Source organism: Altererythrobacter sp. KTW20L, from assembly GCF_023501975.1.
GTDB lineage: Bacteria > Pseudomonadota > Alphaproteobacteria > Sphingomonadales > Sphingomonadaceae > Alteraurantiacibacter.
Window position 1 is genome coordinate 59,292 of sequence record NZ_JAMFLH010000013.1, and the last position, 20,538, is coordinate 79,829.

Consider the following 20,538-nt stretch of genomic DNA (forward strand, 5'->3'; position numbering starts at 1 on the left):
GGTCATGACACTGGAAACGGTCAGCACAACACGCAGCCACGGCGGCACGCAGGGCGTCTATTCGCACCTGTCGGCCGCCACCGGCACCACGATGACCTTTGCCGTGTTCGTGCCCGACCATGTGCCGGGTCAGAAGCTGCCGGTGCTGACCTACCTTTCGGGCCTCACCTGCACCCATGCCAATGTCATGGAAAAGGGCGAGTACCGCGCCGCTTGCGCCAAGCATGGCATAATCTTCGTCGCACCCGACACGTCCCCGCGCGGCCCTACCAATGACGGGGGGGATGTGCCGGATGACGAAGGCTACGATTTCGGCAAGGGCGCCGGTTTCTACGTCAATGCCACGCAGGAACCCTGGGCGGCCAATTTCCGCATGCGCGACTATGTCGAGAACGAACTGCCCGCGCTGATCGAAGCCAATTTCCCGGTGGACATGGCGCGCCAGGGGATCACCGGGCACAGCATGGGCGGCCACGGCGCGCTGACGATTTCCCTGCGCAATCCGGGGCGCTACGCCTCGACCAGCGCCTTCTCGCCGATTGTATCCCCGCTGAATTGCCCGTGGGGCGAAAAGGCGCTGGGCGGCTACCTGGGCCAAGACCGGGCTGCATGGCGCGAATACGATGCCTGCGCCCTGATCGAGGACGGCGCCAGCCTGCCCGACCTGCTGGTGGACCAGGGCACGGCGGACAACTTCCTGGAAGGCCAGCTGAAAACGCATCTACTGGCAGAGGCCACGGCTCAGGCCGGAATGCCCGCCACGATCCGGATGCAGGACGGCTACGACCACTCCTACTTCTTCATCTCGACCTTCATGGCCGACCATATCGCCTGGCACGCAGGAAAACTGAACGCATGAGTGACAAGACCACCCGCATCGGCGAGATCGTCGCCGAGCACCGCCACCGCGAAGGGCCGCTGCTGCCCATCCTGCACGATGTGCAGCACGAGTTCCGCTGCGTCGATGTGGAAGCCGAAGCGGCAATCGCCGATGCGCTGAACCTCAGCCGCGCCGATGTGCACGGCGTGGTCAGTTTCTACCACGATTTCACCCCCACAGCAGATCCGCGCCCCGTGGTGCAGATCTGCCGGGCAGAGGCCTGCAAGTCGCGCGGGGTCGAAGCCCTGATGGACGGCGCCAAGGCTGCCGCCGGTGAGCGGGTGAAGCTGCACACCGTCTATTGCCTCGGCCTGTGCTCCGCCGGCCCCAATGCCCGCGTGGGCGATGCGCTCTATGCCCGGCTCGATGCCGACAAGCTCGCCCAAGTGATCGAGAACGCCTGATGCTTATCAAGATTTCCGACGATGCCCTCGCCCGCGCGCTGGGTGCCGATGACCTCGCCCGCGCTTTCGTCGCCAAGGGGCACGAGGTTCACCGCGTATCGAGCTGGGGCATGCAGTGGCTTGAGCCGCTGGTGGACATCGAAGGCAAGGGCTTCGGCCCCGCCACCCTGGCCGATGTCGATGCCATCCTCGACGGGTCGAGCGACTTGGGCATCGGCGTAATCGCCGACCATCCCTTCATCACCGGGCAACAGCGGCTGACCTTCGCCCGCGCCGGCAAGACCAGGCCGACGAACCTGGATGATTACAAGGCGACCGGCGGCTTTGTCGGCCTGTCGCGCGCGCGCTCGATGGAGCCCGAAGCAATCGTTGCCGAAGTGCTCGCCTCCGGCCTGCGCGGCCGCGGCGGTGCAGGCTTCCCGGCGGGCATCAAGTGGAAGACCGTGCTCGCCGCACCGGGCCTCCAGAAATACATCGTATGCAACGCGGATGAAGGTGACAGCGCCACCTTTGCCGATCGCATGGTGATGGAAGGCGATCCGTTCCAGCTGATCGAAGGCATGGCCATCGCTGGCGACGCCGTGGGTGCCAGCCAAGGCTACATCTATGTCCGCAGCGAATATCCCGATGCCATCGCCAAGCTGAACGCCGCGCTGGCGCAATGCGCGCACATCATCGCGCCGTTCCAATGCGAAGTGCGCGTGGGCGCTGGCGCCTATGTCTGCGGTGAGGAAACCTCGCTGCTGAACTCGCTTGAAGGCAAGCGCGGCGAAGTGCGTGCCAAGCCGCCGCTGCCCGCGCTGGAAGGCTTCATGGGCCGCCCGACCGTGGTCAACAACGTGCTGACCCTGGCCGCCATCCCGCACATCCTGACCGAAGGCGGGGCGAGCCTCTATGACAGCCTCGGCATCAACCGGTCCAAGGGCACCATGCCGATCCAGCTGGCAGGCAACATCAAGCACGGCGGCCTGTACGAGGTCGCTTTCGGCATCACCCTGCGCGAGCTGGTCCATGATATCGGCGGCGGCACCGAGAGCGGTCGTCCGGTCAAGGCCGTGCAGGTTGGCGGCCCCCTGGGTGCCTACCTCCACCCCGACCAGTTCGACATTCCGTTCGATTATGAAGCCTATGCCGCAGCCGACGCGCTGATCGGCCATGCCGGTATCACCGTGTTCGACGATACCGCCGACATGGGCGCCATGGCCCGTTTCGCGATGGAATTCTGCGCGGTCGAAAGCTGCGGCAAGTGCACGCCCTGCCGCATCGGCTCCACGCGCGGGGTCGAGCTGATCGACCGCATCCGCGATGGTGGCCGCCAGCGCGACGTGCTGGAACTCACCCCGCAGATGCACAACACGAAGAAGACCGTTGGCCGCAGCGTAGCCGAGGAAGTCGAGCTTCTGACCGACCTGTGCGAGACGATGAAGTTCGGCTCACTCTGCGCTCTTGGCGGCTTCACCCCCTATCCGGTGATGAGCGCGCTGAAGAACTGGCCGCAGGATTTCGCACCGGATGCCAGCGCGATGGCTGACGCCGAGTGATCCTGGGCGTTGTCCTTGCAGGCGGGATGAGCACGCGTTTCGGCAGCGACAAGGCGCTTGCCGCGCTGGACGGGCAGACCCTGCTTGCCCGCGCGGTGGAGGCCCTGTCGGCGCTGTGCAGCAAGGTCGTGATCGCCGGTCGCACAGAAGGTCCTGTTGAATGCATCCCCGACTGGCCGCGCCCGCACATGGGGCCGCTGGGCGGAATCGCGGCGGGCCTGATCCATGCGCAGGACAACGGCTTTGCCAGCGTGCTGAGCTGCGGCGTGGACAGCGTGGACTTGCCCGCCGACCTGCTGGAAGAATTGACACCGCCTTCGGCCTATCTTGCAACCCAGCCGGTTGTGGGGCATTGGAAGACAGAGGCCGCAGACGCGGTCAAGGCGCTCCTCCAGAGTGAAGGACGCCACTCGATGCTGGCCTTTGCAAAGTCCGTGGATGCACGGGCGGTGACTGCTGCATCCGCACCCGCAAACATAAACACCCCGGCGGATCTCGCCGCGTTGGAGCAAAAGTGATGGGATACGAACGCCAGAAGGATTTCGGGACACCCGAAGCCAAATCCGCCGAACAGGTCACCCTGACCATCGACGGGCGCGAAGTGACCGTTCCGGCGGGCACCAGCGTGATGCGCGCCGCAGCCGAAATCGGAGGCGACATTCCCAAGCTGTGCGCGACCGACAACGTCAAGGCCTATGGCTCGTGCCGCCTGTGCCTGGTCGAGATCGAAGGCGCGCGCGGAACACCCGCCAGCTGCACCACGCCGGTTGCGCCCGGCATGAAGGTCAAGACCCAGACCGAACGCCTCGCCAAGCTGCGCAAGGGCGTGATGGAGCTGTATATCTCCGACCACCCGCTCGATTGCCTGACCTGCAGCGCCAACAACGACTGCGAATTGCAGGACCAGGCTGCCAATGTCGGCCTGCGCGATGTGCGCTATGGCTATGCGGGCGACAACCACCTCGGCCTCGAAACCGACGTGTCGAACCCCTATTTCGATTTTGACGCTTCCAAGTGCATCGTGTGCAGCCGCTGCGTGCGCGCCTGCGCCGAAGTGCAGGGCACTTTCGCCCTGACGATCGACGGGCGCGGTTTCGCCTCGATGGTCAGCGCCGGGCAGGAAGTAGACGATTTCCTGTCCAGCGAGTGCGTGTCGTGCGGTGCCTGCGTGCAGGCTTGCCCCACCGCCACGCTGCAGGAAAAGAGCGTCAAAGCCATCGGCAAGCCCGAACGCGCCGTGGTCACCACCTGCGCCTATTGCGGCGTCGGCTGCACCTTCCGCGCCGAAATGCGCGGCGAGCAGGTCGTCCGCATGGTCCCCTGGAAGGATGGCAAGGCCAACCATGGCCATAGCTGCGTCAAGGGCCGCTTCGCCTGGGGCTATGCCAACCACGCCGACCGCATCACCAAGCCGATGATCCGCGAATCGATCGACCAGCCGTGGCGTGAAGTATCGTGGGAAGAAGCCATTGGCTTCACCGCAACCCGCATCAAGGCGATCAAGGCCGAACACGGCGCGCGCGCGCTGGGCGGCATCACCTCCAGCCGCTGCACGAATGAGGACGTGTTCCTCGTCCAGAAGCTGATCCGGGCCGGTTTCGGCGCCAACAACGTCGATACCTGCGCCCGCGTGTGCCACAGCCCGACCGGGTTCGGCCTGTCGACCACCTTCGGTACCAGCGCCGGTACGCAGGACTTTGACTCCGTCGAGGATTCCGACGTGATCCTGGTGATCGGTGCCAACCCCACCGATGGCCACCCGGTCTTCGCCAGCCGCATGAAGAAGCGCCTGCGTGCAGGGGCCAAGCTGATCGTGATCGATCCGCGCCGCATTGATCTGGTGCGCTCGCCGCATATCGAAGCCGCGCATCACCTGCCCTTGCAGCCCGGCACCAATGTCGCCGTGCTCACCAGCATGGCGCACGTCATCGTGACCGAAGGCCTCGCCGATGAAGCCTTCGTCAAGGAACGCTGCGACTGGGACGAGTTTCAGGACTGGGCGCGCTTCGTTTCGGACGAACGCCACAGCCCCGAATTCCTCGAAAGCGTCACCCGCGTTCCCGCCAAGGAACTGCGCGCCGCGGCGCGCCTGTTTGCCACCGGTGGCAACGGGGCGATCTACTATGGCCTCGGCGTGACCGAACACAGCCAGGGTTCCTCCACCGTGATGGCCATTGCCAACCTCGCCATGGCAACCGGCAATATCGGCCGCCGCGGCGTGGGCGTGAACCCGCTGCGCGGGCAGAACAACGTGCAGGGTGCCTGCGACATGGGCAGCTTCCCGCATGAACTGTCGGGCTATCGCCACATCTCCGACGGGGCGACCCGCAAGCTGTTCGAGGATGACTGGGGCGTTACCCTCGATGCCGAACCGGGCCTGCGCATTCCCAACATGCTCGATGCCGCCGTCGATGGCAGCTTCAAGGCGATCTACATCCAGGGCGAGGACATCCTCCAGTCCGATCCCGACACCCGCCACGTTTCGGCCGGCCTTGCCGCGATGGACCTGGTCATCGTCCACGACCTGTTCCTGAACGAGACTGCGCACTACGCACACGTGTTCCTGCCGGGTTCGACCTTCCTGGAGAAGAGCGGCACCTTCACCAATGCCGAACGCCGCATCCAGCCGGTCCGCCGGGTGATGGACCCGGCCAATGGCTATGAGGACTGGGAAGTGACCCAGCTGCTCGCCAATGCCATCGGTTGTGACTGGAACTACACCCACGCCAGCGAAATCCTCGACGAAATCGCACGTCTCACGCCGACCTTTGCCGGCGTGTCGTGGGACCGCGTCGATAGTGGCGAACCGCTGCAGTGGCCGGTCAACGAGAAGGCGCCCAAGGGCAGCCCGATCATGCACGTCGAAGGCTTCGTGCGCGGCAAGGGCAAGTTCGTGGTGACCGAATATATCCCCACCGATGAACGCACCGGTCCGCGCTTCCCGCTGCTGCTGACCACCGGCCGCATCCTGTCGCAATACAACGTCGGCGCGCAGACCCGCCGCACGGCCAACGTGGTGTGGCACGAGGAAGACTTGCTGGAAATGCACCCCACCGACGCCGAAAACCGCGGCCTGAAGGATGGCGACTGGACCAAGCTTGCCAGCCGTGCGGGCGAAACCACCCTGCGGCTGCAGGTTACCGATCGCGTGGCACCAGGCGTGGTCTACACCACGTTCCACCACCCGCTCACGCAGGCCAACGTCATCACCACCGACAATTCGGACTGGGCCACCAATTGCCCCGAATACAAGGTGACCGCAGTGCAGGTGACAGCCAGCAACGGCCCGAGCGAATGGCAGGAAGAGTATGAAGCGCTCTCCACCCGTGCGCGCCGCATCGAGGGCGCTGCCGAGATGGAGCCTGCGGAATAAATGCAAGACGGGAGCCGTCCGTGTCGAGCGTAGTCGAGACACGCTCGCGCCAATGGTTCTCGACTTCGCTCGAACCGAACGGAATTGAATAATGGATATCGCCAAACTGCGCCGCATGGCCGACCAAATCGGCAACAACTATGCCGCCATCGGCCATGACAACGCCGTGCTCGCCACGGCCGACCACATCCGCAAGTTCTGGGACCCGCGGATGAAGGCGGCGATCTTTGCCGATGACCGCGCGGCACTGGGCGATATTGCCGGGCGGGCGATCGACGTGCTGGCATCGGGCATCACGCCTACGCCGCAATCGGGCGGGACGGACTTCAACAGCGTGAACGAGGTGGGCCATAACGACGCCGGTTAATCCGGTGGAGTTCACCACTGCGGGTGACCAACGCCCGGTCGAGCGTACTTGGGTGCCCGAAGTGCCCGTGGCGCTGGAATTCAACGGCCTCGCCTATGCGGTAATGATGGCGACGCCGGCGGACCTGCCCGATTTCGCACTGGGCTTCGCGCTGACCGAAGGGCTGGCGCAGTCGCCCGCCGATGTGGCTGACCTCGATGTGGCGGAGGTGGAAAAGGGCTGGATCGTCCGCGCGCAGCTATCCGGCCTCGGCATCGACAAGCTGACCGAACGGGTCCGCACCCGCGTGGCAGAGTCGAGCTGCGGGCTCTGCGGGATAGAGAACCTGGAGGCCGTGGCGCGGCCGCTGCCGCCTGTTGCGGAGCATACCGCGATCCAGCCGCAAGCCATCTTCTCCGCATTGGGCCAGTTGCGCGATCACCAACCGCTGAGCCGCGCCACCGGTGCCGCCCACGCCGCCGCCTATGCGGACAGCGGTGGCCGCATCGTTTGCGTGCGCGAGGACGTCGGCCGCCACAACGCGATGGACAAGCTGGTCGGCGCGATGGCGGGCAAGGGATTGCCGATGCAAGGCGGCTTCATCCTCTCCACCGCGCGCTGTTCCTACGAGATCGTCGAAAAGGCCGTCCGCGCCGGGGCCACGACGCTGGCCACCATCTCGCTACCCACCAGCATGGCGGTGGAGCGGGCCAAGGCGGCGAGGCTCAGCCTGTGGTGTCTGGCGCGGGATGACAGTGTGATTTGTGTGAGTGGCTAATGAGGGAGTGGCAGGAAAACAGCTACCTGTTAGCTTCCAATCATGACTGACAGACCCGCACTACCCAATCTGCCTCCACTTCCATCGCGCGATGAATTTGTAGCGAACTACAAGAAGTCGAGAAGGAAGTTTCGAGGGGGCTATGCGAGGTGGCTCATGCTCATCAAGCAACTTCGTGTTGAACACGAACTGAGCATCCAGGAGGCCGAAAGGTTGGCGTTATCGAATCGGCATCGCAGGCGATGGGTCGAGAGGCAAATCAACAGTCACCATGATTGCCGAAAGTTCGCGCTTCGGCATATCCGCTACAATGAAGGTGCTGCGTGTCGTACGCCACGGGGACCGATTCAACTTCTCGATTCCAGACCCTCAAACCTAGGCCAACCCCGCACTCACCCCCGCCCAAACCGCTCCAGCACCTTGCCCGCCCACGGCAGGATCTCCTTGCGGGCAATCTTCCACACCCCGCCTTCCTGCGCCACGATATCGCGCACGTGGCCGCACCATGTGACCTGCGGCGGTTCGCCGAGGTGGAACACGGTGGGCATCCCGCACTTGTTCGGCGAGTCCGACACAGGGTCATCCCATGAATTGCAGCACTTTGAAAGCGGCTAGCGGCTCAGCTTGAACACCGCGTGCTCGGCCCGCCAGTTGGCATTCGCACGGCCGATCTCGCGTCCGCCGGCGAAGAACCAGCAGCCGTCCACCGTCACCCCCTTGTCGGCCAGCAGGGCGCGGAAATCGTCCACCGTGACGTGGTGGATATTCTGAGTTTCGTACCAGCTGACCGGCAGGTGCCGCGTCACCGGCATCCGACCGTGGACCAGCAGCGCAACCCGCATCCGCCAGTAGGCGAAGTTGGGAAAGCTGACGAAGGCCGTGCGGCCGATGCGCAGCAACTGGTCGAGCATGTAATCGGGACGCGAGGCGGTCTGCAGCGTTTGGCTGAGGATCGCCACGTCGAAGGCGGCATCGGGATATTCCACCAGGTCACGGTCGGCATCGCCCTGCACCACGGAAAGGCCGCGGCTGACGCATTTTTCCACCAGTTCCGGATCGATCTCCAGCCCGCGTGCGTCGATCCCGCGTTCGCGCCGCAGCACGTCCATCAACTCGCCCTCACCGCAGCCGACGTCGAGCACGCGCACGCCTTGTGGCACCAGGCTGGCGATCTTGGCGAGGTCGGGGCGCAAGCTCATCCGATAAAGCCCCCCACCACCCGGTCGAGCGCAGGGCATTCGAGCAGGAAGCTATCGTGGCCATACGGCGCGCTCAGCTCCACGAAGCTGACCGGGGCCGCCACGGCATTCAGCGCATGGACAATCGCCCGGCTTTCCGCCGTGGGATAGAGCCAGTCGGTATCGAAGCTGATGACGCAGAACCGCGCTTTTGCATCGGTGAAGGCATCGGCGAGGCGTCCTCCGTGCTCCTCCGCCAGGTCGAAGTAATCCATCGCCCGCGTGATATAGAGATAGGAATTGGCATCGAACCGGTTGGTGAAGGCAATCCCCTGATAGCGCAGGTAGCTTTCCACCTGGAAATCGGCGTCGAAGCCGAAGCTTTTCGCATCCCGATCCTGCAGGCGGCGGCCGAATTTCTCGGTCAGCCCGGCTTCCGACAGGTAGGTGATGTGCGCCGCCATGCGCGCCACGCTCAGGCCCTTTTCCGGCCCCTTGCCCGCAGCATAGTAATCACCGCCCTGCCAGTCGGGGTCGGCCATGATCGCCTGTCGGCCAACTTCGTGGAAGGCGATGTTCTGGGCAGAGTGCCGCGCCGTGGTGGCAATCGCCAGCACCCGCGCCGCGCGATCCGGCCAGTGGGCGGCCAGGCTCAGCGCCAGCATCCCCCCCATCGACCCACCGATGACCGCGTGCAATTGCCCGATGCCAAGCTGGTCGAGCAGAGCCACCTGCGCGCGCACCATGTCGCGAATAGTGATGACGGGAAAGCGCATCCCCCAGGGTTGGCCATCGTCGGCCAGACTGGCGGGGCCTGTCGAACCCATGCAGCCGCCGATGATATTGGCGCAGATCACATGGAAGCGGGCCGTATCGATCGGCAGGCCGGGGCCGACCATGCGGTCCCACCACCCCGGCTTGCCGGTGACAGGATTGGTGCCCGACACGAACTGGTCACCAGTCAGGGCGTGGAAGATCAGGATGACGTTCGACTTGTCTGCCGCAAGCTCGCCATAAGTCTCGTAAGCCACGCGCGCGTCTGCCAGCGACTTGCCGCTATCGAGCGCAAGGGGCGCGTCGAGTGTGACCGTCTGGAGGTTGGATGCAAGGACGCTGGCCATGGGAGGCATGGACTTGGGGCCTGACACGCAGGCTGTCAATTGGCCGCGCAACGGGTTAAGTGCCTCGCCGTGAATCAGGATGCGACCAACATGCCCTCCACCAGTGCCCCCACAATGAAACCCCAGATGAAACCATGGATTGCGGCGATCCATGCCTATGTGCCGGGCAAGTCGAAAGCGGCGGACGGTCGCCCACTGGTCAAGCTGTCGGCCAACGAGAACCCGCTGGGAACCAGCCCGGCGGCACTGGCGGCGCGGGCAGCGGTGGCAGATAGCGCGGCTTATCCCGATCCGGATTCGGTTGAGCTGCGCGGAGCGATCGGCCAGCTGCACGGGATCGATCCCGCGCTGATCGTGTGCGGCACTGGTTCCGACGAACTGCTCAACCTGGCCGCCCAGGCCTTCGCCGGACCGGGGGACGAGGTCGCCTATGTGCGCTATGGTTTTTCGGTCTATGACATTGCCGCGCGGCGCTGCGGGGCGACGCCGGTGGTGGCTCCGGACAAGGAATTCGGCACCGATGTCGATGCCCTGCTCGCCTGTGTGAACGAGAAAACCCGCGTGGTCTTCCTCGCCAACCCGAACAATCCCACAGGCACCTACCTGCCCCGCGCAGACCTTGCGCGGCTGCACGCGGGACTGCCATCTGACGTGCTGCTGGTGGTGGACCGGGCCTATGCCGAATATGTCGCGCCAGAGGATGACGATGGCGCGCTGGCGCTGGTGGCAGGCAGTGCCAACGTGCTGGTCACCCACACCTTCTCCAAGATCTATGGCCTTGCGGGCGAGCGGATCGGCTGGGGCACCGGCGCGCCTCAGATCGTCGATGCGCTGAACCGTATCCGCGGGCCGTTCAATGTCACGAGCTCTGCGCAAGCCGCAGGCGTGGCCGCGCTAGCTGACCAGCAGTTCGTGACCGCCAGCCGCGAGCACAACCGCACTGAACGCGCCCGCTTCGTTGCCGCGATCGAGGCACTGGGCAACCACGGCCTGCGCGCCGTGCCGAGCGAGGCGAACTTCGTGCTCGTGCTGTTCGAAGGAGCGCTGACCGCCGCCGAGGCGTTCGAGGGCATCAGCCGCGCAGGCTATGCCGTGCGCCACCTGCCGGGCCAGGGCCTGCCGCAGGCGCTGCGCATCACCATCGGCACGGCAGCACAGATGGATGATATTGCCACCTGCTTGCGCCGCATGGCAGAAGCCGCTGGATGACCTTCAAGCGCATCGCCATCATCGGCCTCGGCCTCATCGGCGGCTCCATCGGCCTGGCCGTGCGCGACGACCTGCCGGGCACGGTCACCACCGGTTACGACACCGATCCCAAGGTCCGCACCCGTGCGCGCGAGCGGCAGCTGGCCGATGTCATCTGCGACGATCCGGGCGATGCAGTACGCGGGGCGGACCTGGTGATCCTGTGCGTGCCCATCGGCGCCATGCGCGCTGCCGCCGCCGCCATTGTGGCCGACCTATCGCCCGATTGCGTCATCACCGATGTCGGCTCATCCAAGCGGTCGATCACCGACGTGCTGACCGATGCCCTGCCCGGCTTCGAGATCATCCCGGCGCATCCCGTTGCAGGGACCGAGAATTCCGGGCCGGACGCCGGCTTTTCCACCCTGTTCCACCAGCGCTGGTGCATCGTCACCCCGCCCGAGGGTGCGGCCCAGGCCAAGGTCATGCAACTGGTCGATTTCTGGGAATCGCTGGGCGCCATGGTCGAAACGATGGATGCGGACCATCATGATCGCGTGCTCGCCGTGACGAGCCACATCCCCCACCTCATCGCCTATACCATCGTCGGCACGGCCAGTGACCTGGAGCAGGTGACCCGCAGCGAGGTGATCAAGTATTCGGCCGGCGGTTTCCGCGATTTTACCCGCATCGCCGCCAGCGATCCCACCATGTGGCGCGACGTGTTCCTCAACAACAAGGACGCGGTGCTCGACATGCTCGACACCTTCCTGACCGACCTTGCCCTGATGCGCGAGGCGATCAAGGCAGGCGACGGGCAGATGATGCACGATACCTTCAGCCGCACCCGCGCCATCCGCCGAAGCATCGTAGCACTGGGGCAGGACGATCCGCGGCCCGACTTTGGGCGCTCGGATCACAAGTAGGCTGGTTGTTGGTTCTTCAGGCTACCCGATAGACCGACAGGTTCACCGTTGCGCCAACCTTGCCGCCGGTCGCCAGGAACAGCGAGCGGTTGACCCAGGCATAGTCGGGGTGCCCGCAATCGAGGCGGACCGCGGTGCGCATGTAGTATTCCGAAGTCGGCACCTGCTCGCCCGCCTTGATCCGCTCGGCCACTTCGCGCGAGGCATGCCGGATGCCGCGGCTGACCACCTCGATCACCGCGCCATCGGCCGTTTCGATGGCATAACGCGCATCGAGTTCGGCCACGTGGTTGGTCGTCACCGTCTGCCAGTCCGCCCCCACATCGAGCACGCGTCCCTGGATCAACGCCCCCGTGGCCGTGCCGCCGACAATGGGGATGATGCGCCGCGTTCCGGTCGAACAGCCGCCCATTTCGTACGGCGGGGACAGTTCCACCACCAGGTCGAACGCGTGCTCCAGCCGGATGGTCACGCTGCCACCCGCACCACCTTTGCGCCTTCGGGAATGGTCCGCGGCGCCTGGTTGAGCACTTCGCGGGCAAAACCGGCCGCCTTCTGGTAGGCGCCCATGAACGCCTTGCGCTCTTCTGCCGGGATCACCGCATCGATATTGTCGAACACCCCGCCGCAGCGGTCTTCCACCATGGTCAACAGGCCGAACGGTCCTGACCCGCGGTTGCGCAGGGCGACCTGGCCGATGGGCTGGCATAGTTCGTCGTCGTAGGCCTTGAGTGCGGCGGGAGTTGCCCCGTGTTCCAGCATGAACCGGCCGATCGCGCGGGCATCGATGATCGCCTGCGAGGCACCGTTGGAACCTGTCGGATACATCGGATGCGCCGCATCGCCCAGCAGCGCCACCGGACCATCGACCCAGGTGGGCAGCGGATCGCGGTCGATCATGGGGTTTTCGTAAGCTGCTTCGGACCTCGCCAGCAGCGCGGGCACGTCGAGCCAGTCATAGACGAAGTCGTCGAATTCGTGGGCGAACTCGGCCAGTTCGACCGGGCGGAACCAGCCCGAACTGCTCCAGTCGTGGCCGTCCTCGTAAGTCTGCTCGGCGATCCAGTTGATATCGGCCAGGCCGTTCTCGTCAGGGTGCGAGATGGGGTAGAACACGATGCGGTGGCGGCTGGTGCCAAGGCCGACGAACGATGATCCGCTGCGGATCGGCACGCCCCGAGCCGTGCCGCGCCACATGATCGTGCCGCCCCAGTGAATCGGCGGCTGGCCAGGGTGCATCTGCGCCCGCACGCCGGAATGGATGCCTTCCGCCCCGAACAGCAGTGCGCCTGAAAACTCCTCGGTCTGCCCGTCACGTTTAGTGACCGTGGCCGTGACCGACCCGTCGGCTTCCTTGCGGTAGCCGGTGACCTGGTGACCCAGCTTGACCGCATCGGGCCCCAGCCGCTCGATCACCTTGCGGTAAAGCATAAGGTGGAACTTGCCGCGATGGACCGCATACTGGTGCCACTTGTAGCCCGCCAGCTTGCCGCGCGGTTCGGAATAGATGTCCTTGCCGTTCAGCCCGACCAGCGCCCATTCGCGCGCGGGCAGGCCGACCTGGTCCATGTCGGCCTCGCCGATGCCGAGGTCTTCCAGTTCGCGCACGGCATTGGGCTGGATATTGATGCCCACGCCAAGCGGGCGCAGCTCGGCCACGCTTTCGAACACCACGCAGGGTACGCCAATCTGGTCGAGGGTAAGTGCCAGGGCAAGGCCCGCGATACCGCCACCGGCAATCAACACGCGCTCGTGCTGCATATGACTTATATTCTCCAGCAGGTACCGAATGCGTGTCGGACCGGGCCTAGCCAAGCGGCGGTGCCTAGACCCCTCTTTTGCCGGACACAACAAGCTTTACGCCTTCGCACGGCGCGCGCCGCCCCTATTCGGCGGCTACGGCTTCCTTTTCGGCAAAGTCCTTTTCGGCCAGGAACCGCTCGGCATCGAGCGCTGCCATGCAGCCGGTCCCCGCCGCCGTCACCGCCTGGCGATAGGTGTGGTCCATCACGTCGCCGCAGGCGAACACGCCGGGGATGGCGGTTTTCGGCGTGCCGGGTTCGACCTTCAGGTATCCGCTGGCGTCCATCTCCAGCTTGCCTGCAAACAGCTCGGTCGATGGCGCGTGGCCGATGGCGACGAAGGCCCCGTCCACTTCGAGCGTGCTCTTCTCGCCGGTGACGGTATCGACCAGTTCGAGGTGGCCCAACGTGCCGTTTTCTGCCGGCATGAACCGTTCGACTGCCTTGTTCCACAGCACGTTGACCCGTTCATTGGCAAACAGGCGATCCTGCAGGATCTTCTCGGCGCGGAAGGAATCGCGGCGGTGGATCACGGTCACGTCGGGGGAATGGTTGGTGAGGTAAAGCGCTTCTTCCACCGCAGTATTGCCGCCGCCGATCACCGCCACCTTCTTGCCACGATAGAAGAACCCGTCGCAGGTGGCGCAGGCCGAAACGCCCTTGCCGCCCAGCTCCTGCTCGCCCGGAACGCCCAGCCACTTGGCGGCGGCCCCAGTGGCGATCACGAGCACATCGCCGACGTATTCGTCACCCGAATCGCCCTTGGCAACGAACGGCGAGCCGTTGGCCAGATCCACTTCGGTGATCGTGTCCCACATCATCCGCGTGCCGACGTGTTCGGCCTGTTTCTGCATCTGCTCCATCAGCCACGGGCCCTGCACCACGTCGGCAAAGCCGGGATAATTCTCGACATCGGTAGTGATGGTGAGCTGGCCGCCCGGCTGCAGGCCCTGCACCACGATCGGCTCCATCCCGGCACGCGCGCCATAGATCGCGGCGGAAAGGCCGGCCGGGCCGGAGCCGATGATGAGCATGCGGGTCTTGTGGGTGGTCATGGAATCGGGTGTCCCTGTCTGGATTGCGCCGAATTAAGGTGCACAGCCCGGCAATTCAACCGCGCCACCTGTGGACAGCGCTGGCACAAGGCATTCGCGGGGCCGGATAGTAACAGCCGTTAGTCTTTTGCGCTTGTCAAATGGCCCGCGCCGCGCAAGCATGATCTTACAGCGCAGGGGCGACACCGGCGCGGGAGAGGGATGACATGACTGACCAGATCAAGGGCCTGCGGCTCGACCGGCGCGGCTTCATGGGGGCGACCACGCTGGGAACCGGAGCTGCGCTCCTCGGCATGAGCGGCGCAGCGCTCGCCCAGGGCACCCCGGCCAGGCGTCCTTCGGGCGCGCCGCAGGTCGATTTCCCCGACGATCCGCGTGCGTTCGGCGGCGGCCCTGCCTCGGCCCGCAACCGCACCGAGATGGACCAACGCGATTGCGAGGTCGAAGGCGACTGGCCGGTGGACCTCGACGGCGTGTTCTACCGCGTGGGCCCGGATCCGCAGTATCCCAAGCCCGAAGCCTATGTCGGCGACATCCCGTTCGATGGCGAAGGCCACGTGTCGATGTTCCGCATCCAGAACGGTCACGTCGATTACCGCACCCGCTATGCCCGCAACGCCCGCTTCGTGGCCCAGGCCGAAGCGCGGCGCAGCCTGTTCGGCATGTACCGCAACCCTTTCACCGACGATCCCAGCGTTGCCGGCCTGAACCGGGGCACGGCGAATACCCAGCTATTCCTGCACCACGGCAAGCTGCTGGTGTTCAAGGAGGACAGCCCGCCGGTTTACATGGACCCGCTGACGCTGGAGACAATCGATCCGGAATATACCTTCGGTGGCCGGCTCGACAGCCAGACCCACACCGCCCATCCTAAGATCGACCCCGCGACCGGCGGGTTGATAGGCTATGGCTACGAATCCACCGGCCTGCTGTCGAAAGACATCAACGTTTACGAGGCTGACCGCAGCGGCAACATTTTCTGGTCGGTTAACGTCGCGGCGCCCTATGCCGGGATGATGCACGATTTCTGCGTTACGCAGGATTACATCGTGCTCTACCTCACCAACATGGTGGCAGACGAGGCCCGCATCCGTGCAGGCGGGGTGCATTTCTCCTATGACAGCAGCGCCCCCTGCTATCTCGGCGTGATGCGCCGCGGGGGTGACGGGCGCGACCTCAAGTGGTTCACCGGCCCCAACCTGTTCTGCACCCACGTGATGGGCGGGTGGAACGAAGGCACGAAAATCACCATCGACTGGGACGGCGGCGAGGGCAACCAGTTCCCGTTCTTCCCGAGCCTGCACGAACCGTTCGATCCGGTGAAGGGCACAGGCTACCTGCGCCGCTTTACGGTGGACGTGGGCAGCCGCACGAACGACCGCTTCCAGTCCGAAACGATCTTCCCCGAACTCCAGGGCGTGCTTTCGCGGCAGGATGACCGCTTCCACACCCTGCCCTATCGCTGGGGCTTCCTGCAGGTGACCGGGCCGAATGGCGGCTGGGGCATTATCGACCACCAGGAAAAGACCACTCGCATCGCCAGCGTACCGGGCTATTCGCTGTCGGAAATGACCTTCGTGCCGCGCCGGCCCGATGCGGCGGAAGGCGATGGCTACCTGATCGGGCTGGGGTCAAGCACGGCCGAAGCCGGACGCTCCGACCTGATCCTGTTCGACCTGGCTGACATCGCCGGCGGGCCACGTGCGCGGGTCAAGATGCCCTATCGCTGCGTCGGCCAGGTCCACGGTTTCTGGGCCAATGCCGCCGATATCCCGGGGGCTGCGTCGGGTACGGGGGCAGCATGATCCGGCAGGTCCGGCTCGCCCTCATGGCGGGCCTGCTGCTGGCCGGAGGAATTCCCTGGGGGATTTGGGGAGGGATCGCGGGCGCGCAGAACTCCGAAGCCGTAGAGCCGGGGCAATGGGTCTCCACCGGTCGCACATGGGACGAACAGCGGTTCAGCCCGCTCGACCAGATCAATGCCGGCAATGTCGGCAACCTGGGCCTTGCATGGTATGCCGATCTCAACACCGATCGCGGGCAGGAAGCGACCCCCCTGGTGCTGGGCCGCGTGCTCTACAACACCGAGCCGTGGAATATCGTCACCGCCTATGACGCGGCGACCGGGCGACAATTGTGGCGCTATGATCCGCAAGTCCCCTTGCGCTTCGGGCGCGAGGCCTGCTGCGATATCGTGACGCGCGGGCTGGCTGCCTGGGATGGCAAGATTATGGTCGCCACGCTCGATGGCCGCCTGATCGCGCTGGATGCTGCCAATGGCGAACCGCTGTGGAGTGTGCAGACCACCGACCAGACGCAGGGCTACACCATCACCGGTGCGCCGCGGGTCTATGATGGCCGCGTATTGATCGGCAATGCCGGCGCCGAAAACGGCGTGCGCGGCTATGTCTCGGCCTATGACGCGGAAAGCGGCGAAATGCTGTGGCGCTGGTACACGGTGCCCGGCAATCCGGAACTCGGCTTCGAGAACGAAGCGATGGAGCGCGCCGCGCAAACCTGGACCGGCAACTGGTGGCACAAGGGCGGCGGCGGGACGGTGTGGGACTCGCTGGCCTTCGATCCGGCGCTGGGCCTGGTCTATGTCGGCACCGGCAACGGCTCGCCCTGGGCCTACCGCTACCGGTCCCCCGGCGGTGGCGACAACCTCTACCTCGCATCCATCGTGGCGCTGGATATCGCGACCGGCGAATACCGCTGGCACTACCAGACCACGCCGGGCGAGACCTGGGACTATACCGCCACGCAGAACATGATCCTGGCCGACCTCACCATCGGCGGGCGCATGCGGCAGGTCATCATGCAGGCGCCCAAGAACGGCTTTTTCTATGTGCTCGACCGAGCCACGGGTGAGCTGGTCAGCGCCGAGGCCATTGCCCCGATCAGCTGGGCCAGCGGGGTGGACATGGCCACCGGCAGGCCGATCGAGAACCCCGAGGCGCGCTTTGGCACGATCCCGGTCATGGTCAGCCCCGGCGCGGGCGGGGCGCACAACTGGAACCCAATGGCCTTCAGTCCACAAACCGGCCTTGTCTACATCCCCGTAACCGAAACCTACATGGCCTATGCAGAGGCCGAGACCTATGATCCGGCCAGCCGCTCGCTCGGCACGGCCTTTGCCGGCCACGACGACATCCGGCGTGAGATTGCCGCCTATGCCGATGCCCATTCCAAAGGCTGGCTGGCCGCATGGGATCCCGTCACCCAGACCGAGCGGTGGCGCGTACCCTATGACAAGAAGGGTTCGGGCGGGGTGCTGGCAACGGGCGGCAACCTGGTGTTCCAGGGCACCATCGGCACCACGTTCGCCGCCTATCGCGCCGATACGGGCGAGAAGGTGTGGGAGATGCCGGTCCACAACGTGCCGATTGCCGCCCCTATCACCTACATGGTCGATGGGGTGCAATATGTCGCAGTCAACGCCGGGTGGGGCGGCGGCCTCGCCCATGTCGAGCGGGGGGCCTATGCCGCGCTGTTCCTCGGCCAGCCGCGGTTGTTGGTGTTCCGCCTGGGCGGCAGGGCCGAGCTGCCGCCGATGCCGGCGGAAAGCTTCGCCCTGCCCGAACTTGCACCCCCGCCCCCGCTGACGGCAACGCCCGAGCAGGTGGCGCTGGGCGAGCAGCTTTATGGTGCCAACTGTTCGTTGTGCCACGGCAATGCGGCGCGCGGCGGAATCAAGGACCTGCGCCATATGTCGCCCGCCACCCACGCAGCCTTTGCCGACATCGTGCTGGGCGGCACCCGTGCGGCCAACGGCATGGCAAGCTTTGCCGACCTGCTGTCGCCCGAACAGTCCGAGGCGGTGCACCATTACCTGATTGCCCGGGCAAACCAGGACTGGACCGGCGAATGACACAACTGAGGGAGGGGATCACATGACCATCTGGAAGTACGGCCTTACGGCTCTTGTCGCAGCAGCAACGGGCGCAACCGCGCTTGTCGCACCTGCCGCCGCGCAGGAGTATTCCGCCACCTATGCCCAGGACCGGGCCGAGATCGAGGACCTGATGGCGCGCTACCTGTTCGCCATCGATTACTTCGACTGGGATGCCTACATCGCCACCTTCGCACCCGATGCGGAACTGGAGTTCGCCAGCGGCACCTATCGCGGCCATGACGAGATCCGCACCGCCGTCACCAATTTCTCCGAAGGCATCGGCCGGTTCTACCACACCGAGGACGGCCAGCCCGCCAAGCTGCGCCACGTGGTGCTGCAATCGGTCGTGCGGGTCGAGGGCGACCGCGCCTGGGCCACCACCCTGTGGGTCGAGATGGCCAATAACGGCCCGGCTGACGAGATGAAGATGGGCACCTATGGCATCTACCGCGACGAATTCAGCCGGCCCGACGGGCGCTGGCTGATCCAGCGGCGCAATGTGCTCAACGAATTCATTCCCAATCGCGGTTCCGGTCCGGGCAATCCGGTGACCGAAATGGACGGGCTTGCCGACGCACACCGGGCGACCGGCGGCAGGTGAGCACCGGGGCGACAACCCCGGCACAGTCGAAGGAGCCGCCCTACCCGCCCGCGCGCGGCGCCTGGTACGCCATCTGCCTGTTCGCGCTGGTCAACGCCCTGGACAATGTCGATCGCGGCATAATCTCGATCCTGATCGAGCCGATCAAGCGCGACCTGCTGTTGTCCGATACCGAAGTCAGCCTGCTGATCGGGGCGGCCTTCTCGATCACCTATGCGCTGGTCGGCCTGCCGATGAGCCGCTTTGCCGATACCGGCAACCGCAAGGCGATCCTGTCGTTCGGGATCGCCTTGTGGAGCCTTGCCACGGCAGGCGGCGCGCTCGCCAAGAGCTTTGCCGGCCTCGCCTTCAGCCGCAGCCTGGTGGGCGCGGGCGAGGCGCTGAAGGGCCCCAATGCCATCAGCATGATTTCCGACCTCGTCCCGCGCGAAAAATACCCGCGCGCGCTGTCGATCTACCAGTTCGGCATATCGTTGGGCGCGGCACTTTCGCTGATTATCGGCGGCACGCTGATGGGGATTGTCGGCGGCAAGACCTTCAACGTGGCAGGCCTGATATTGTCCGACTGGCAGTTCGTGCTGCTACTGGTGGGCTTGCCCGGCGTGGGCGTGGCGGCGCTGGTGTGGTTCACCATCAAGGAACCGGCCCGGCGCGGGCGCGAACGGAAGACCAAGCCGCCGCTGCTCGAAGTGTTCCGCTATGCCCACCGCGAACGGGCCTTTTTCTATCCGTTCCTGATCGGCGCGGCCCTGCTGCAGATCGAGGTCAACGGCCTGCTCAACTGGCGCATTCCGTTCTACCAGCGGACCTATGGCTGGGGGCCGGAGCTGGTCGGCCCGATCATCGGCACCTTGAGCATCGCCATCACGCCTGTCGGCCTGCTGCTGGGTGCGATCTGGGGCGAGCGCATGGCGAAGAAGCATGCGGGCGCGATGATCATCATCTCGATCGTGGGCACCGGCACGAGCGTGCCGATCATGCTGGCTGCCCTGTTGATGCCGACAGCAGAGTGGGCACTGACGATGACGGCCCTGTCCTATGTGGCCATCGGCATCGGTGCCCCTGCCACCACGGCCGCGCTGACCACGGTGACTCCGAACGAATATCGCGGCCAGATTTTCGCCGCTTTTGCCTTTGCGATCAGTGTAGTCGGGGCCGCGCTCGGGCCCTTGTTCGTGGCGCTGGTGACGGACTACGTGTTCCAAGACGAGGCCCTCCTGCGCTATTCGATGTTCACCACGGCCGCGGTGTTCGGCGCGGCGGGATTTTGGCTCAAGATCGCCTGCTACAAACCCTACAAGGCAAGGGTCCAGGCCATCATCGAGGCAGAGCAGGCCGCAGAACGGACAACAGCCTGAAAGACCCACGAAAAAGGGGCCGGAGGTTTCCCTCCGGCCCCTGTTTTCTTGATCTAATGGTCGTCGCTTAGCGGCCCGATCCGGGACCGTAG

The 20,538-nt window shown here is 65.2% G+C and carries 19 protein-coding genes; 13 read left to right on the forward strand and 6 right to left on the reverse strand.

Annotated elements, in window-relative coordinates; genetic code table 11:
* Window positions 1–4: 4 nt before the first annotated feature.
* The 7 genes from fghA to fdhD all read left to right on the forward strand — a co-directional run bounded on the left by fghA (window position 5) and on the right by fdhD (window position 7,322).
* Window positions 5–859, forward strand: coding sequence for an S-formylglutathione hydrolase (gene fghA / locus M3P36_RS13420; protein WP_249704203.1), 855 nt, complete (start codon window positions 5–7; stop codon window positions 857–859).
* Window positions 856–1,284, forward strand: a complete 429-nt coding sequence (locus M3P36_RS13425; protein ID WP_249704204.1) for an NAD(P)H-dependent oxidoreductase subunit E — start codon at window positions 856–858, stop codon at window positions 1,282–1,284. The genes fghA and M3P36_RS13425 overlap by 4 nt, the downstream gene beginning before the upstream one ends.
* Window positions 1,284–2,825: an NADH-ubiquinone oxidoreductase-F iron-sulfur binding region domain-containing protein gene (locus M3P36_RS13430; protein WP_249704205.1), complete on the forward strand. Its 1,542-nt coding sequence runs from the start codon at window positions 1,284–1,286 to the stop codon at window positions 2,823–2,825. Before M3P36_RS13425 ends, M3P36_RS13430 begins: the two co-directional genes overlap by 1 nt.
* On the forward strand, window positions 2,822–3,343 hold the full coding sequence (mobA, locus tag M3P36_RS13435; protein WP_349630575.1) for a molybdenum cofactor guanylyltransferase: 522 nt from the start codon (window positions 2,822–2,824) through the stop codon (window positions 3,341–3,343). Before M3P36_RS13430 ends, mobA begins: the two co-directional genes overlap by 4 nt.
* Window positions 3,343–6,198 carry a formate dehydrogenase subunit alpha gene (gene fdhF / locus M3P36_RS13440; RefSeq protein WP_249704207.1) on the forward strand — a complete coding sequence of 952 codons (2,856 nt, stop codon included), beginning with the start codon at window positions 3,343–3,345 and terminating at the stop codon, window positions 6,196–6,198. Before mobA ends, fdhF begins: the two co-directional genes overlap by 1 nt.
* 91 nt (window positions 6,199–6,289) lie before the next feature.
* Entirely contained in the window at window positions 6,290–6,565 is a 276-nt protein-coding gene (locus tag M3P36_RS13445) for a formate dehydrogenase subunit delta (RefSeq protein ID WP_249704208.1), read from the forward strand.
* Between the two features lie 4 nt (window positions 6,566–6,569).
* A complete protein-coding gene (gene fdhD / locus M3P36_RS13450) occupies window positions 6,570–7,322 on the forward strand; it encodes a formate dehydrogenase accessory sulfurtransferase FdhD (protein WP_249704209.1) in 753 nt (250 codons plus the stop codon).
* A 392-nt stretch (window positions 7,323–7,714) separates the two neighbouring features.
* On the opposite strand, the gene M3P36_RS13455 is transcribed toward fdhD, so the two are convergent.
* From M3P36_RS13455 to metX, 3 genes are all read right to left on the reverse strand, one after another.
* Complete coding sequence (locus M3P36_RS13455; protein ID WP_249704210.1) at window positions 7,715–7,870, reverse strand: hypothetical protein; 156 nt, start codon at window positions 7,868–7,870, stop codon at window positions 7,715–7,717.
* 63 nt (window positions 7,871–7,933) lie between these two features.
* Window positions 7,934–8,521, reverse strand: coding sequence for a methionine biosynthesis protein MetW (gene metW / locus M3P36_RS13460; protein ID WP_249704211.1), 588 nt, complete (start codon window positions 8,519–8,521; stop codon window positions 7,934–7,936).
* Window positions 8,518–9,621 (reverse strand): homoserine O-acetyltransferase MetX, encoded by a 1,104-nt coding sequence (metX, locus tag M3P36_RS13465; protein ID WP_249704212.1) that lies wholly within the window; start codon window positions 9,619–9,621, stop codon window positions 8,518–8,520. Before metX ends, metW begins: the two co-directional genes overlap by 4 nt.
* Window positions 9,622–9,747: 126 nt before the next feature.
* Here metX and hisC point away from each other — a divergent pair, with 126 nt between their 5' ends.
* Window positions 9,748–10,830, forward strand: a complete 1,083-nt coding sequence (gene hisC, locus M3P36_RS13470) for a histidinol-phosphate transaminase (protein WP_249704213.1) — start codon at window positions 9,748–9,750, stop codon at window positions 10,828–10,830.
* The gene (locus M3P36_RS13475; protein ID WP_249704214.1) at window positions 10,827–11,735 is read left to right on the forward strand and encodes a prephenate/arogenate dehydrogenase family protein; all 909 of its coding nucleotides are present in this window, start codon (window positions 10,827–10,829) and stop codon (window positions 11,733–11,735) included. Before hisC ends, M3P36_RS13475 begins: the two co-directional genes overlap by 4 nt.
* Window positions 11,736–11,751: 16 nt before the next feature.
* Here the strand turns inward: M3P36_RS13475 and M3P36_RS13480 are convergent, their stop codons facing one another.
* From M3P36_RS13480 to trxB, 3 genes are all read right to left on the reverse strand, one after another.
* The gene (locus tag M3P36_RS13480) at window positions 11,752–12,207 is read right to left on the reverse strand and encodes a DUF3237 domain-containing protein (protein WP_249704215.1); all 456 of its coding nucleotides are present in this window, start codon (window positions 12,205–12,207) and stop codon (window positions 11,752–11,754) included.
* Window positions 12,204–13,496, reverse strand: a complete 1,293-nt coding sequence (locus M3P36_RS13485; protein ID WP_249704216.1) for a flavin-dependent oxidoreductase — start codon at window positions 13,494–13,496, stop codon at window positions 12,204–12,206. The genes M3P36_RS13480 and M3P36_RS13485 overlap by 4 nt, the downstream gene beginning before the upstream one ends.
* 124 nt (window positions 13,497–13,620) lie before the next feature.
* Complete coding sequence (gene trxB / locus M3P36_RS13490; protein WP_249704217.1) at window positions 13,621–14,592, reverse strand: thioredoxin-disulfide reductase; 972 nt, start codon at window positions 14,590–14,592, stop codon at window positions 13,621–13,623.
* A gap of 206 nt (window positions 14,593–14,798) precedes the next feature.
* On the opposite strand from trxB, the gene M3P36_RS13495 reads away from it, so the two are divergent.
* The 4 genes from M3P36_RS13495 to M3P36_RS13510 are packed head-to-tail and all read left to right on the forward strand — an operon-like array spanning window position 14,799 to window position 20,446.
* Complete coding sequence (locus M3P36_RS13495; protein ID WP_249704218.1) at window positions 14,799–16,397, forward strand: carotenoid oxygenase family protein; 1,599 nt, start codon at window positions 14,799–14,801, stop codon at window positions 16,395–16,397.
* On the forward strand, window positions 16,394–18,463 hold the full coding sequence (locus M3P36_RS13500; RefSeq protein ID WP_249704219.1) for a PQQ-dependent dehydrogenase, methanol/ethanol family: 2,070 nt from the start codon (window positions 16,394–16,396) through the stop codon (window positions 18,461–18,463). Before M3P36_RS13495 ends, M3P36_RS13500 begins: the two co-directional genes overlap by 4 nt.
* A 22-nt stretch (window positions 18,464–18,485) precedes the next feature.
* A complete protein-coding gene (locus M3P36_RS13505) occupies window positions 18,486–19,088 on the forward strand; it encodes a nuclear transport factor 2 family protein (RefSeq protein WP_249704220.1) in 603 nt (200 codons plus the stop codon).
* The gene (locus tag M3P36_RS13510; RefSeq protein WP_249704221.1) at window positions 19,085–20,446 is read left to right on the forward strand and encodes a spinster family MFS transporter; all 1,362 of its coding nucleotides are present in this window, start codon (window positions 19,085–19,087) and stop codon (window positions 20,444–20,446) included. Before M3P36_RS13505 ends, M3P36_RS13510 begins: the two co-directional genes overlap by 4 nt.
* Window positions 20,447–20,538 lie beyond the last annotated feature (92 nt).